Source organism: Pseudomonas sp. TWI628 (assembly GCF_039673865.1).
Taxonomy (GTDB): Bacteria; Pseudomonadota; Gammaproteobacteria; order Pseudomonadales; family Pseudomonadaceae; genus Aquipseudomonas.
Map to the genome: position 1 here is coordinate 29,531 of NZ_JBDJMM010000008.1, position 13,168 is coordinate 42,698.

The following is a 13,168-nucleotide window of genomic DNA, read 5'->3' on the forward strand; positions in this document are numbered from 1 at the left end:
GGGCGGATCCAGATGCAGGGATATCAGATCCGGCCTCTTCACGGGTGCTGTGAAGAGGCCGGAACGGCGACCAACCTGTTACAGCAATTCGAAGCTCTTTTGTTGCACCGCCTCGGAATCCAGCCCGACCTGGACATTGAACTCGCCAGGCTCGGCCACCCGCTGCAGCTGGCCATTGTAGAACTTCAGGTCGTCCTCGCTGATGCGGAAGGTCAAGGTGCGCGATTCGCCAGGCTTGAGCATCAGTTTCTGGAAGTTCTTCAGCTCCTTGACCGGGCGGCTCATCGACGCCGAGACATCCTGCAGGTACAGCTGTACCACCGTTTCGCCTTCAAGCTTGCCGGTGTTCTTCACCGTCACCTTGGCGTCCAGGGTATCGCCGCGCTTGAGGTCCTTGTTCGACAGGGTCAGGCCCGACAGCTCGAAGCTGCTGTAGCTCAGGCCATAGCCGAACGGGTACAGCGGGCCGTTGGGCTCTTCGAAGTACTGCGAGGTGTAGTTGCCCGGCTTGCCTGGGGTGAACGGCCGGCCGATGCGGGTGTGGTTGTAGTACATCGGGATCTGCCCGACCGAACGCGGGAAGGTGATCGCCAGCTTGCCCGACGGGTTGTAGTCGCCGAACAGCACGTCGGCGATGGCATTGCCGCCTTCGGTGCCGGAGAACCAGGTTTCGAGGATAGCGTCGGCCTGTTCACGCTCCCAGCCGATGGACAGCGGGCGGCCGTTCATCAGTACCAGCACCAGCGGCTTGCCGGTGGCCTTCAGCGCCTTGATCAGCTCGCGCTGGCTGGCCGGGATTTCCAGGGTGGTGCGGCTCGACGACTCGTGGGACATGCCACGCGACTCACCGACCACGGCCACCACCACATCGGACTGCTGGGCGGCCTTGACCGCTTCATCGATCAGCACCGCCGCAGGGCGTGGGTCATCGACGATTTCCGGGGCATCGAAGTTGAGGAAGTTAAGGTAGTCGAGGATCGCCTTGTCGCCGGTGACGTTGGAACCTTTGGCATACACCAGCTTCGCCTTGCCCTCGACAGCGCGACGCAGGCCTTCGCGCACGGTGACCGAGTGCATCGGTTTACCGTCGGCGGCCCAGCTGCCCATCATGTCGATCGGGGCATCGGCCAACGGGCCGACCAGGGCGATGGTGCCAGCCTTTTTCAGCGGCAGGGTCTGGTTGCGGTTTTCCAGCAGCACCAGGCTACGACGCGCGACGTCGCGGGCGGCGTCGCGGTGCAGACGGTCATCGGCGTAGTAGTCTTTCAGGTCGGTTTCGGCCTTGCCGATACGCACGTACGGGTCCTTGAACAGGCCCATGTCGTACTTGGCACCGAGCACCTCGCGCACGGCCTGGTTCAGCTCGTGCTGGGTCACTTCGCCAGACTTCAGCAGCCCTGGCAGCTCTTCGCCGTACAGGGTGTCGTTCATGCTCATGTCGATGCCGGCCTTGATCGCCAGCTTGGCGGCTTCGCGGCCGTCGCGGGCGACACCGTGGCGGATCAGTTCCTGGATGGCGCCGTGGTCGCTGATGGTCACGCCCTTGAAGCCCCACTCTTTGCGCAGCAGGTCGTTCATCAGCCAGGTGTTGGAGGTGGCCGGCACGCCGTTGATCGAGTTCAGCGCCACCATTACCCCGCCCGCACCGGCGTCGAGCGCGGCGCGGTAGGGCGGCAGGTAGTCGTTGTACATCTTCGGCAGGCTCATATCGACCGTGTTGTAGTCGCGCCCGCCTTCCACTGCGCCATACAGGGCGAAGTGCTTGACGATGGCCATGATGCTGTCGGAGTTGGCCGGGCTGCTGCCCTGGAACGAGCGGACCATCACCTGGCCGATCTTTGAGGTCAGGTAGGTGTCTTCACCGAAGCCTTCACTGGTGCGGCCCCAGCGCGGGTCGCGAGCGATGTCGACCATGGGCGCGAAGGTCATGTCCAGGGCGTCGGCCGAGGCTTCGATGGCCGAGGTGCGGCCGACCTTGGCGATGGCGTCCATGTCCCAGCTGGCGGCCAGGCCCAGGCCGATCGGGAAGATGGTGCGCTCGCCGTGGATGGTGTCGTAGGCGAAGAACATCGGGATCTTCAGGCGGCTGCGCATGGCGGCATCCTGCATCGGCCGGTTCTCGGGGGCGGTGCGCGAGTTGAAGGTGCCGCCGATACGCCCGGCGGCGATTTCTTCGCGGATCTTTTCGCGCGGCATTTCCGGGCCGATGCTGATCAGGCGCAGCTGGCCGATCTTTTCCGCTTCGGTCATCTGGCTGATCAGATGGTCGATGAAAGCCTGCTTGTCCTGCAGGGGCGGGGCGGTTGGGGCGGCAAGGGCCGCCTGGCTGGCAAGGCCCATGGCCAGGCCCAGCAAAGACAGTTTCATCATCAATTCCATTGTCGAGGCCTTTGCCGTATCCACGGTGATACGCGCGCGGCCGAAGTTTTCAGGCGGCTATTGTTGTACGATTCGCCGGTAATTCATCCAGCGGCGGATTATGCCTGAATATGTCGGCTGCGGAGGAAGCCCCGAATGCCGGGACAACAACTATAAGAACGCTGAAGAGACCGAAGGCATGACTCCCCTCAATGAATACGAGCGCCGTCAGGTGGCCGAGGCCATCGCCCGCGTCGAGCGGCGCACCGATGCGCAGCTGGTGACCGTGCTGGCGCGACGGGCCGATGATTATGCTTACCTGCCGCTGTTCTGGGCTGCCGTGCTGGCGCTGGCCGTGCCTGGCCTGATGCACTGGCTGCTGGGCTGGCCCGGGATGCGTGGGCTGCTGGTAGCCAACGTGCTGCTGTTTATCGGCCTGTGCCTGCTGCTGCGCAGCCCGCGCGTGGCCGCCTGGCTGATCCCGCACGCCTTGCGCCGCTGGCGTGCTTCGCGCCTGGCGCGACAGCAATTTCGCGAGCAGAACCTGGAGGGCACGGTGGGGGCCACGGGGGTGCTGATCTTTGTCGCCGAGGCTGAGCGGCATGTGGAAATCCTGGTCGACCAGGGGATTGATCGCCATCTCGATGCGCAGGCCCGGGCCGTGATCGTTGCGCGTCTGGCCGAGCAAGTGCGCCAGGGGCGGACCTTGCAGGGTTTTGTCGACTGCATCGAGGCATGCGGCGAACGGCTGTGCGAACACGTGCCACGCACCCATGCACGCAACGAACTGCCCAACCGTCTGGTGATTCTCGACTGAAGCGGCGGCTGCAGGGTGTAGAATGCGCGGCATTGCGCAACGCGCCCCCTGTTATTCGAGGCACCCGTTTTCCATGTCCGCCAGTACTTCCGCTTCTTCCGCGCCGGATGCGCGCGCCCAGTTCCTCGACCTGCTGAGTGCCGCCCTGCACGGCAACACCCTGGTCAAGCTGGTACTGGCGCGCCATGTCGGAGCCGACCAGACCTTGCAGCGCATCATCGCCAAGCCGTTGCAGGTCAAGGGCCAGGCCCAGCTGTCGCTGGTCTACCGCCACCAGACCCGTGACATCACCCGCAACCTGCCGCTGGACCAGGCCCAGGCGCTGGTCGCCGAGTTGCTGCCGGAGAGCTTCCGCAATGCCCACCTGTTCGATGCCGATGGCGAAGTGCAGCTGACCTTCAGCAAGAAAGGCAAGCCGATGCTCCAGCGCCACGGCGCCCAGGCACCACGCGAAACGGTTGCCAATACCGGCCATGACCGCGAGAAGAAACGCTACCTGGAGCTGTCGCGGCCATTCCTGCGGGACCTGGGCGTGACCGATGCCCAGGGCGCGCTGATCCCGTCGATGTCGCGCAAGTGGAAGCAGATCAACAAATTCATCGAAGTCTTCGACCACGCCCTGGCCAATGCCCCGGTACCGGCCGAGCAGCCGCTGCGTGTCGCCGACTTCGGCTCGGGCAAGGGCTACCTGACCTTCGCCATGCATGACTACCTGCGCAACACCCTGGCCCGCGAGGCGCAGGTGACCGGCGTGGAGCTGCGCCAGGACATGGTCGACCTGTGCAATGCCGCTGCTCAGCGCCTGGAACACCCGGGCCTGGAATTCCAGTGCGGCGACGTGCGCAGTGTGGTGCCCGAGGCCATCGAGGTGATGATTGCCCTGCACGCCTGCGACATCGCCACCGACTACGCCATCCACACCGGCATCCGCTGCAACGCCGCGATCATCATGTGCTCGCCGTGCTGCCACAAACAGATCCGCCCACAACTGCACAGCCCGGGGCTGCTGCAGCCGATGCTGCAATACGGGCTGCACCTGGGGCAGCAGGCCGAGATGCTGACCGACAGCCTGCGTGCGCTGTATCTGGAAGCCTGTGGTTACGAGACCAAGGTGTTCGAGTTCATCTCCCTGGAGCACACCAACAAGAACAAGATGATTCTTGCAGTGAAGCGCCGGCAGGCGGGGGATAACGCGGCCTTGCTAGAGAAGATCGAACAGCTCAAGGCGTTTTATGGGGTGCAGGAGCATTGCCTGGAGACGTTGTTGAGGGCGGATAAGCTGATCTGATGACAGCTAGGTATATTTAGCGACGAGCTGCCGGTACCTCGATAGCGAGTTCCTCAAACCCCAACGGGTGCGTACTGGCATCGAAGAAGTGCAGCGCTGTCCCGGTCATATCCCCGAACCGCTCGACAAAGTGCTGCTTCTGATTGATCACCGATGCCTCGCTCAACGGTCGGATGGCAATCGACAGATGCGTCGGCCGCGCCTGGCGAATGGCTTCGAGCAGGTGCTGGTCAGTGCCGTCCAGATGCTGCCCGAACAGGCACATGCCCTGGCTTTCCTGTGCCAGCTGCCCCAACCCCCAGGACAGATAGTCCGAGTTACGGATGGCGCGCAGTTTCTCGTCGCTGCGTTCTTCGTTGACGAACAACGGCACTTCACCCGGAATGTTCACGGCAAAGCCGTCCAGCAACTCGGCGCTGTCGGCGCTGCGCTGGCGGGTGCTGCCGTCGGGCAGCTTGAGCAGGTGCAGGCCGCCATGCAGGTGCAGCACGCGGGTGCCTTCGCAGCAGGTGCGGCGTACGTCGAAGAACCCTTGATCGTCGAACAGCGCGGCGAAGCCCTGTGGATTGTGCTGCAGGGCCCAGGGCAGGATCAGGTCGTAGTTGCTGGTATAGACGCTGCGGTATTCGCGCAAGGCCTGGTTGATCGACGCGAGGGTGGCGGCGGGCACCAGTGGCCAAGGCAGGTGCAGGGTGCGAATGGCGTGGATCAGGCCTTCCTTGATCGAGTAATAGCGGTTCAGCGGCGCGGTGGAGTTGATGGCCAGGGCGGCGTTGGCGCGCACGGTGTGGTTGAGGGTGGTCAGCACCGGCTCGAACAGCTCGGTGCCCAGCGACTTGAACAGGGCCTGGTCGCTGATCGCCAGGCCTTTCTTGCGCCCTGCGCGCTGGGCTTCCTCATACAGCGAGAAGTAGCCGAACGGTTTCCACAGCGCACGACTGGCGCCATTGCCCAGCAGCAGGGCGGTGCACGGGTGGCGCTGGTTGAGGTCTGGCCAAGAGGCGAGGCGGGCGTCGAGAGCTGGCATGGGCGGTCCGTTCGGTGGGGCGGGAAACGGCGGGGACTTTAGCATGTCATGCAAGGTGAGCGAGGGTTGCTGACTACAGTGTCGCCTTTTGTTGCCTGTTCCGCCAAACCCGATAAGCCCTTATCCCCGCCCGCACTGAGCCGAACAGCAGCTTGTCTTCCATCTCCCGCGCCATCCCCGAGCGCACCAGCATGCGCAGGAAGCTGCCGCGGGCGCGGGCGATGGCGAAGTGGATGCCCTGTGCCGTCAGGGTGTCGCGCACCTCGCGCAGGGCGGCGATGCCGCTGACGTCGATGCTGCTCACCGCCTCGGCATCGAACAGTACTGCCTGGGGCTGGGCCTGGCTCTGCACGGCTTCGAGCAGGCGCATCTTGAAGTAGTCGGCGTTGAAGAACAGGATCGCGTCGTCGAAGCGGTACACCACCAGGCCCGGCACGGTACGGGCGTCCTTGTGCTTGCGGATGTCGACCTGGCCTTCGGTGCCCGGCAGCCAGCCGAGCACGGCGTCGGTGGGCTGGTAGATGGTGTAGAGCAGGCGCAGGATCGCCAGGGTCACGGCAAACACGATGCCCGGCAGCACGCCCAGGCCGAGCACGCCGACCGTGGTCAGCAGGCACAGCCAGAATTCGAAGCGGCTCAGGCGCTTGATGCTGCCCAGCGACTTGATGTCGATCAGGCCCCAGCCGGCCATCAGCAGCACGGCGCCCAGCACCGCCTGCGGGATCCACGCCATCGGTGCGGTGAAGAACAGCAGGATCAGGGCGATGACCAGTGCCGCGATAATGCCGACCAGCTGGCTCTTGCCGCCGACCATGTCATTGACCGCCGTGCGCGAGTCGGCGCCGCTGATGGCGAAACCCTGAGAGATACCGGCGGCCAGGTTGCTCACGCCGAGGGCGACGAACTCATGGTTGGCATTGATCGCATAGCCGTGTCGTGCGGCGAAACTGCGGGCGGTGAGCATGGCGCTGCAGAAACTCACGGTGGCGATACCCAGGGCATCGCGCAGCAGGCTCTTGGTTTCGCCCAGGTTGCTGTGCGGCCAGGCGAGTTTGGGGATGCCGGACGGTACCGGCCCGAGAATGGCGACGCCGAAACGGTCGAGGCCGAGCAGGCCGACCAGCAAGGTGAAAACTGCCACGGTCACCAGGGCGGCCGGCAGGCGCGGGTAGCGGCGCGGCAGCCAGATCAGCAGCGCCAGCCCGGCCAGGCCGATGGCCAGGGTCATCCAGTGGATCTCGTTCAGGCGCTGGAAGAAATTCACCACGCTGAGGATGAAACCGTCGCCCTCGATCCTGAACCCCACGACCTTGGACAGTTGCCCGGCAATCAGGCTCAGGCCGATGCCGTTGAGGTAACCGATCAGGATCGGGCGCGAGAAGAAGCTGGCAATGAACCCGGCGCGCGCCAGGCCGGCGACAATCAGCATCACCCCGACCAGCACGGTGACGATCACCGACAGTTCGGCGATGCGCTGCGGGTCACCCAGGGCCAGTGGCGCTACGGCACCCGCGATCATGGCGCAAGTGGCGGCGTCAGGGCCGACCATCAATTGCCGCGAACTGCCGATCAGGGCATACACCATCATCGGTAGCACGCAGGCGTACAGGCCATACTGCGGCGGCAGGCCGACGATCTGTGCATACGCGATGGCGATGGGGATCTGGATCGCCGCCACCGACAACCCGGCCTGCAGGTCGGCATGGAACCATTCGCGGCGGTAGTGCAGCAGGTTGGCAAGGCCGGGGAGCCAGCGGGAGAGAAACATGCGTCGTCCTTTCGAAATGTTTCACGGAACCATGAAGCATATGCGCCCCAAGCCGGTTCGCTTGCAAGCGAATTGAAGCGGAAGGTGGCCAACGCGGCCATGGGCCATATCAATGAAAGGGCAGAAACGAAAAAAGGAGCCTCGGGCTCCTTTTGACAGCGATGACGTTGCTGGAACGCCATGCGGGGGAATGCAATGTGTGGAGCGGGTAGAGGGAATCGAACCCTCAACTAAAGCTTGGGAAGCTTTCGTTTTGCCACTAAACTATACCCGCGTCTGCGCTGGACTTTTTACCAGAAGCCTCCCCGAATTAGAAGCCCAAGTTATAAAAAAAGCTTGTCGGCGCCCCATGACCTGCGGGTGTGGGGTAGGGACGCCGATGCGCTCAGATGGCCAATGCATGCTGCCCCTGGATGTATGGGTTACCGCGTTGACGGGACTCGCGCACGGTCGGCTTGAGGAAACCGAGCATGACATTGCGGGTGTCTTCACAGGCTGCCTTGTTTTCCATGTCGAGGAAGTGGCCAGCGTCGCGGATCACGCTGAACTGGCTGTTGCCTACATGTTTGCCGAACTCGCGTGCATCGTCGACGGTGGTGTACTCGTCGCGCTCGCCGTTGATGAACAGCACCGGGATGTCGATGTTGCGCGCGCCGTTCAATGCCCGTTGCAGGTCACGTTGCAGCACTTCGTTGATGTGGAAGTGCATCTGCGCGTACTCGTGGCTGTCCAGGCCGCTGACATGCCGGTAGTTGAAGCGCTTGAACAGCGATGGCAGGTACTTGCCGATGGTGTCGTTGACCAGGTTGCCGACCTGGTAACGATCACAGGCGGCCAGGTACCGGCAACCACGCTCCAGATAGTCGCGCATCGGTTCGTTGATCACCGGCGAAAACGAGCTGACCACCGCCTTCTTCACCCGCCGCGGCTGGTGCGCCAGCGCCAGCAGGGTGCTGGCACCGCCCCAGGAGAAGGACAGGACGTGGTCGCACTGGAAATGATCGATCAGTTCGAGGAGGATCTGCGCCTCGTCCTCCTTGCTGATCAGCCGTTCCTGGCGGTTGTGCGGCTTTGACTTGCCGGCATACGGCTGGTCGAACAGCACAACGTTGAATTGCGGGTGCAGGTTACGCACCGTCTGGGCGAACGAGGCCGTGGTGGCCAGCGACCCATTGATCAGTATGATCGTCTTCTCGGCCGCATCCGCGCGATAGAACTCCGTGTAAACCCGATACTGACCTTGGATATCAAGTACAGCGATTTCTGGCCTCATGTCATCGACTCCTGGCGCAAAAAGGGTAATCGCGTCACCTAGGGTGCACGTTCTTTATGACAGGTAGGCATTCGCCTGAATAAATCGGGGGGCCCTGTGTCGATCCTTGGCACACGTGTCGACGATATTGTTGTGGCGGGCAATCTGCCGTGCCCCAAGGCATCAGGGCTTTGGGTGGCCGGCAAAAGGTGTCATGAACTGCAGGCGTGACTGGTTGGTCACTCGCGGACTGACAAGTTAGGAGTCAAGCAGTGGGTCGGGGTTCCCGCAAGTGCCGTTTGCGCAAATTTGTGACTCGGGCCGCTCAGCGGTCGTATGCCTGTATTACGGCATTCAGACCGAGGCGATTTCTTCCGCTGTCAGGGCCCTGAATTCGCCAGGTTGCAGGCCTGGATCGAGGCGGATCGTACCCATGCTTTCGCGATGCAGGCCGACCACCTTGTTGTCGAAATGGCCAAACATGCGCTTGACCTGGTGGTAACGCCCTTCGACGATTGCCAGCCGTGCCTGCCGCGGGCCGAGGATGTCGAGTTGGGCGGGCAGGGTGGTCAGGTCTTCGAAGGCGAAGTACAACCCTTCGCTGAACTTGGCGACATAGTGCGCGCCGATCTCGTCTTCGGTTTCCACCAGGTAGTGCTTGGGCAGCTTGGTGGCCGGCTGGGTCAGGCGCCGCGACCACTGGCCATCGTTGGTCAGGATCATCAGGCCGGTGGTATTGAAGTCCAGGCGCCCGGCGATGTGCAGGTCGTCGCGCAAATCGCAGGGCAGCAGGTCGAGCACGGTGCGGTGCTGCGGGTCTTGCGTGGCGCTGACACAGCCCGTGGGTTTGTGCAGCATCAGGTAGCGTGCGGGGCGGCCGGCCTGCAGCAATTGATCGTCCACTTCCACGCGGCTGAATTCCCGGACCTCGGCCTTGGGGTCGCAGACCACTTCATGGTCCAGGCGCACACGGCGCTGCACCAGCAGCAGGCGCACTTGCTGACGGTTGAAGCAGGGCAGGTTGGCGAGGAAGCGGTCGAGGCGCATGGCGGCAAGGCAGTCAAAGGAGGCGCGCAGTTTAGCGGTTTTCACCGATGACCGCAGTTGCATCAGCCACAAGCTGATCTTCCACGGCCGCGCAGCGCGGGCACAGGCAGGCCTTGTCGCGCAGTTCGGCAGGCAGGGCCTGGAGTACGGCGGGGTCGATGCTCACGCCGTAGCACCAGCAGGCCTGGGTAGCGCTGCGCGGGTCGGCCAGGCTGCACTGGTTGAGGGCACCACAGGCGGGGCAGTGCTGGCTGTCATTCATGTTCGCTTCCGGGAATTTCACTGCAGACGCGGTTGCGACCGGCCTGCTTGGCACGATATAGCGCACGGTCGGCGCGGGTCAGCAGGGCGTGCAGCGAGTCGCCCGGCTGCAAGGCGCTGAGGCCGATACTGGTGGTCAGGCGCAAAGGTTGATCTTCGTAGCTGAACGTCAGTTGCTCGGTACGACGACGGATCTTCTCCGCCACGTCGAATGCCTGCCGGCCTTCGGCCTCACGCAGCAGCACGATGAACTCCTCACCGCCCCAGCGGCAAAGTATATCCGACTGACGCAGGCTGCCCTGCAGCACGTTGGCGAACTGACGCAACACTTCGTCGCCTGCCAGGTGGCCATGGGTATCGTTGAGCACCTTGAAGTGATCGAGGTCGATCAGCAAGGCGACCAGCGGTGCGCAATCGCGCTTGGCCTCCTGCAGCGCGTGGGCGGCCAGCAGGTCGAAGCTGCGGCGGTTGGGCAGCCCGGTCAGGCTGTCGAGGGTGGCAAGCGCCTCGGTGCTGGCCTGGTGGCGCCTGAGCATGCCGTTGAGCAGCGACAGCACCACCAGGGTGATCATCGCGCAGATCACCAGGTTCAGGTACAGCGAGTGGCGGATGTGGTCGAGGGCGCCGGTCTCGCGTTTGTCGACCAGCAGGTACCAGCCCAGCTCCGGCAATTGCCGCACATTGAGGAAATGGCTGTGACCTTTGCTGTCCTTGTACTCATGGCTGCCTTCGGCGGGGGTCGGGCGCTGCGCCAGCAAATCGCTCAGGTCGGCATTGTCGGTCAAGGATTGCCCGATCTTCAGGCCAGGCGGGCTACCCTCCGAGCCAGTCAGAATGACCTTGCCCTTGGCGTCGGTGAAGAACACCGCGCGCTGGTAGCGGCGCTGGTACTTGTCGATCAGCTTGATCACCGCGTCGACGCTCAGGCCCACCCCGGCGGCGCCGATGAAGCGCTGCTGGTAGTCCAGAACCCGGTAGTTGATGAACACCGTCAGGCTGTCCTGGTTGGCCATGTCCAGGTCGACGTTGATTTCATACGGCGCTTTCATATCGCGCAGGCGGAAGTACCAGGCGTCGCGCCAGGTGTTCGGTACCACCTGCTTGAGCACGCCCTTGGCCTGGTAGTAGGTGAGGGTGCGGTCGGAGACGAAGAATGAAGTGAAGGTGTTCTGCTTGCCCATGACCTCGCCGAGAAAGCGAGTGATGCGCTGGGTGTCCTGTTCGCCCGCCAGTACCCAGTCGCGCAGGAAGGTGTCCTGGGCCATCATCGAGGCGATCAGCACCGGGCGGATCAGGTCTTTCTGGATTTCCGAGTAGACGGTATCGGAGGTCAGCGGTAGCTCGGTATTGACGATGCCGTCGCGGATCGCGCTGCGCGAGGCGAAATAGCTGATCAGCGATGTGGCGAGGAAGCCGCAGGTCAGCAACAGCAGCAGGGTGAGGATCAGCGAGCGCTGTGAAAACAGGGCGGAGCGTGAAGGCATGATCTTCCCGTGATGTGTGCCGAGGCGCTCATTCTAGTGAGATGACAGGCAAATGACTGCATGTTTTTCAGGGTTATTTCGACCTGTATCAATTTGTTGCTGAAATGGCACTGCACCTTGGCGCCGTTGTCTGATTCATTGTCGATGAACACATTTGCGTCGACGCTCGCCAGCGCCGCTGTTTGAGCACCCCAGCGGTCCAGGAGGCCGCCATGTCCTATCGAATTCTGTTGATCGCCCTGCTGGGTCTGATGACGTCTGCCTGCGCGCCTTACTACGAGGGTGGCGGCTATTCCCGTTCCGAATACTATTCGACCGATCGCTACGTAGCGCCGGGGTATTACCGTTATGACCGCTACTACGCGACGCCGCAGCCGCGCTACTACTACCAGCCGGCGCCCCGTTACTACCGGCCGGCACCTGCCCCCTATTACCGGCCAGGCCCTCAGCCGGGGATGAACCAGTGGCACGGCAACCCGCGCTACGACTATGGCAATCGCCAGCGCAATGACTATGGCCGTGATCGCGACCGCCATGACTATCGCGATGGCAGCCAGCGCTACCCGCATGATCGCTGGCATTCGAACAACCGCGGGGACAACGACCGCCAGTCAGATCGTGGGCGCGGAGGGGACCACAACTGGCAGCGCTGATGGTGTCATGAGCCCAAATCGGCCAATGGATGTCGCCCTTCCCACACCTTGGCAAAATGCGCCTCGACCACCGCCGCTGGCACCTGCGCCACATCCGGCCAGTGCCAGTGCGGCTGGTTGTCCTTGTCCAGCAGGCGGGCGCGCACACCTTCGCTGAATTCCGGGTGCCGGCAGCAATTGAGGCTCATGCTGTATTCCATCTGGAACACCTGGGCCAGTGACAGGTGCCGGGCACGCTGGATTTGCTCCCAGACCAGGTGTGCCGTCAGCGGGCAGCCCTCATGCAGGCGCTGACCGGCTTCGGCCAGCAGCGGATCAGTGTGATGCTTGAGGTTTTCCAGGGCGCGCCAGGCAGCAGCCGGGTCGGCCACATCGAGCAGGTCGTCGATCACCTGGCGCCGCGGCAGCCACTGCGCCGCCGGCAGCTCGGCCCAGGCGCGATGCTGTTCGGCCTTCAGCAGGCTGTTCAGCTGCAGGCTGGTTTGCTCCTGCCAGTTCAGTTGCAGCAACTCTTCGATCAACGCCTCTTGCTGGTGCTCCCCGAAGAACCGGTCCGCCAGGCCCAGGTCGAGCGCATCGCGGGCATTGATCGGTGCCCCGGTCAGCCCGAGGAACAAACCCAGCTTGCCGGGCAAGCGTGCGAGGAACCAGCTGGCGCCTACGTCCGGGTAAAGGCCGATGCTGATTTCCGGCATGGCCAGGCGGCTGCTGGGCGTGACGATGCGCACCCCGGCGCCCTGCAGCAGCCCCATGCCGCCGCCCAGCACATGCCCGTGGCCCCAGCACAGCAGCGGTTTGGGGTAGGTATGCAAGAGGTAGTCGAGGCGGTATTCGGCGGCAAAGAAGGTGGCGGCCAGTGGCGGCACGCTGCCGGGGTGGGCCAGGCAGGCCTGGGCCAGCGCCCGTACATCGCCGCCGGCGCAAAAGGCCTTGGCACCGTTACCACGCAACAGCACGCAGACCACTCCAGGGTCGGTGGCCCAGCTGTGCAACTGTTCGCCGAGCATTTCGATCATCGGCAGGTTGAGGGCATTGAGCGCCTTGGGGGCATCGAGGGTGGCGATGCCGATTCGGGCGCCATCGGCGCCGGTGAGTACCTCGCAATGAATGGCCATGGACTACCTCGCGCAAGTCATCTGCCAAGTATGGCCCGCATGGCCGATCATGCCGGTCTTCGGTCGGATCGATTGACAAGGGCAATTCGCTTACCTAG

The 13,168-nt window shown here is 63.5% G+C and carries 11 protein-coding genes and 1 tRNA gene; 3 read left to right on the top strand and 9 right to left on the bottom strand.

Annotated elements, in window-relative coordinates:
* Positions 1-78: 78 nt before the first annotated feature.
* The gene (gene bglX / locus ABE528_RS08005) at positions 79-2,370 is read right to left on the bottom strand and encodes a beta-glucosidase BglX (RefSeq protein ID WP_346652623.1); all 2,292 of its coding nucleotides are present in this window, start codon (positions 2,368-2,370) and stop codon (positions 79-81) included.
* Between the two features lie 187 nt (positions 2,371-2,557).
* On the opposite strand from bglX, the gene ABE528_RS08010 reads away from it, so the two are divergent.
* A complete protein-coding gene (locus ABE528_RS08010) occupies positions 2,558-3,175 on the top strand; it encodes a TPM domain-containing protein (RefSeq protein ID WP_346652624.1) in 618 nt (205 codons plus the stop codon).
* Positions 3,176-3,248: 73 nt separating this feature from the next.
* Positions 3,249-4,463 carry an SAM-dependent methyltransferase gene (locus ABE528_RS08015; RefSeq protein ID WP_346652625.1) on the top strand — a complete coding sequence of 405 codons (1,215 nt, stop codon included), beginning with the start codon at positions 3,249-3,251 and terminating at the stop codon, positions 4,461-4,463.
* A 16-nt stretch (positions 4,464-4,479) separates the two neighbouring features.
* Here ABE528_RS08015 and ABE528_RS08020 read toward each other — a convergent pair whose 3' ends face one another.
* The 7 genes from ABE528_RS08020 to ABE528_RS08050 form a co-directional block, all read right to left on the bottom strand.
* Complete coding sequence (locus ABE528_RS08020) at positions 4,480-5,490, bottom strand: DUF4917 family protein (RefSeq protein ID WP_152954612.1); 1,011 nt, start codon at positions 5,488-5,490, stop codon at positions 4,480-4,482.
* 73 nt (positions 5,491-5,563) lie between these two features.
* Positions 5,564-7,258 (bottom strand): SulP family inorganic anion transporter, encoded by a 1,695-nt coding sequence (locus ABE528_RS08025; protein WP_346652626.1) that lies wholly within the window; start codon positions 7,256-7,258, stop codon positions 5,564-5,566.
* 200 nt (positions 7,259-7,458) lie between these two features.
* Positions 7,459-7,532, bottom strand: a tRNA-Gly gene (locus ABE528_RS08030).
* Positions 7,533-7,643: 111 nt separating this feature from the next.
* Positions 7,644-8,531, bottom strand: a complete 888-nt coding sequence (locus tag ABE528_RS08035) for an alpha/beta hydrolase (RefSeq protein ID WP_152954608.1) — start codon at positions 8,529-8,531, stop codon at positions 7,644-7,646.
* Positions 8,532-8,864: 333 nt separating this feature from the next.
* Entirely contained in the window at positions 8,865-9,557 is a 693-nt protein-coding gene (locus ABE528_RS08040) for a pseudouridine synthase (protein ID WP_346652685.1), read from the bottom strand.
* A 31-nt stretch (positions 9,558-9,588) separates the two neighbouring features.
* Entirely contained in the window at positions 9,589-9,819 is a 231-nt protein-coding gene (locus tag ABE528_RS08045; protein WP_152954607.1) for a cysteine-rich CWC family protein, read from the bottom strand.
* Positions 9,812-11,302 carry a diguanylate cyclase gene (locus ABE528_RS08050; protein ID WP_346652627.1) on the bottom strand — a complete coding sequence of 497 codons (1,491 nt, stop codon included), beginning with the start codon at positions 11,300-11,302 and terminating at the stop codon, positions 9,812-9,814. The genes ABE528_RS08045 and ABE528_RS08050 overlap by 8 nt, the downstream gene beginning before the upstream one ends.
* 212 nt (positions 11,303-11,514) lie before the next feature.
* Here ABE528_RS08050 and ABE528_RS08055 point away from each other — a divergent pair, with 212 nt between their 5' ends.
* The gene (locus ABE528_RS08055) at positions 11,515-11,955 is read left to right on the top strand and encodes a hypothetical protein (RefSeq protein ID WP_346652628.1); all 441 of its coding nucleotides are present in this window, start codon (positions 11,515-11,517) and stop codon (positions 11,953-11,955) included.
* Positions 11,956-11,960: 5 nt separating this feature from the next.
* Here ABE528_RS08055 and ABE528_RS08060 read toward each other — a convergent pair whose 3' ends face one another.
* The gene (locus ABE528_RS08060) at positions 11,961-13,070 is read right to left on the bottom strand and encodes an enoyl-CoA hydratase/isomerase family protein (RefSeq protein ID WP_346652629.1); all 1,110 of its coding nucleotides are present in this window, start codon (positions 13,068-13,070) and stop codon (positions 11,961-11,963) included.
* Positions 13,071-13,168: the final 98 nt, after the last annotated feature.

Coding starts and splice junctions, on each gene's coding strand:
- bglX (WP_346652623.1), bottom strand. CDS start 2,370: ATGATGAAACTGTCTTTGCTGGGCCTGGCCATGGGCCTTGCCAGCCAG.
- ABE528_RS08010 (WP_346652624.1), top strand. CDS start 2,558: ATGACTCCCCTCAATGAATACGAGCGCCGTCAGGTGGCCGAGGCCATC.
- ABE528_RS08015 (WP_346652625.1), top strand. CDS start 3,249: ATGTCCGCCAGTACTTCCGCTTCTTCCGCGCCGGATGCGCGCGCCCAG.
- ABE528_RS08020 (WP_152954612.1), bottom strand. CDS start 5,490: ATGCCAGCTCTCGACGCCCGCCTCGCCTCTTGGCCAGACCTCAACCAG.
- ABE528_RS08025 (WP_346652626.1), bottom strand. CDS start 7,258: ATGTTTCTCTCCCGCTGGCTCCCCGGCCTTGCCAACCTGCTGCACTAC.
- ABE528_RS08035 (WP_152954608.1), bottom strand. CDS start 8,531: ATGAGGCCAGAAATCGCTGTACTTGATATCCAAGGTCAGTATCGGGTT.
- ABE528_RS08040 (WP_346652685.1), bottom strand. CDS start 9,557: ATGCGCCTCGACCGCTTCCTCGCCAACCTGCCCTGCTTCAACCGTCAG.
- ABE528_RS08045 (WP_152954607.1), bottom strand. CDS start 9,819: ATGAATGACAGCCAGCACTGCCCCGCCTGTGGTGCCCTCAACCAGTGC.
- ABE528_RS08050 (WP_346652627.1), bottom strand. CDS start 11,302: ATGCCTTCACGCTCCGCCCTGTTTTCACAGCGCTCGCTGATCCTCACC.
- ABE528_RS08055 (WP_346652628.1), top strand. CDS start 11,515: ATGTCCTATCGAATTCTGTTGATCGCCCTGCTGGGTCTGATGACGTCT.
- ABE528_RS08060 (WP_346652629.1), bottom strand. CDS start 13,070: ATGGCCATTCATTGCGAGGTACTCACCGGCGCCGATGGCGCCCGAATC.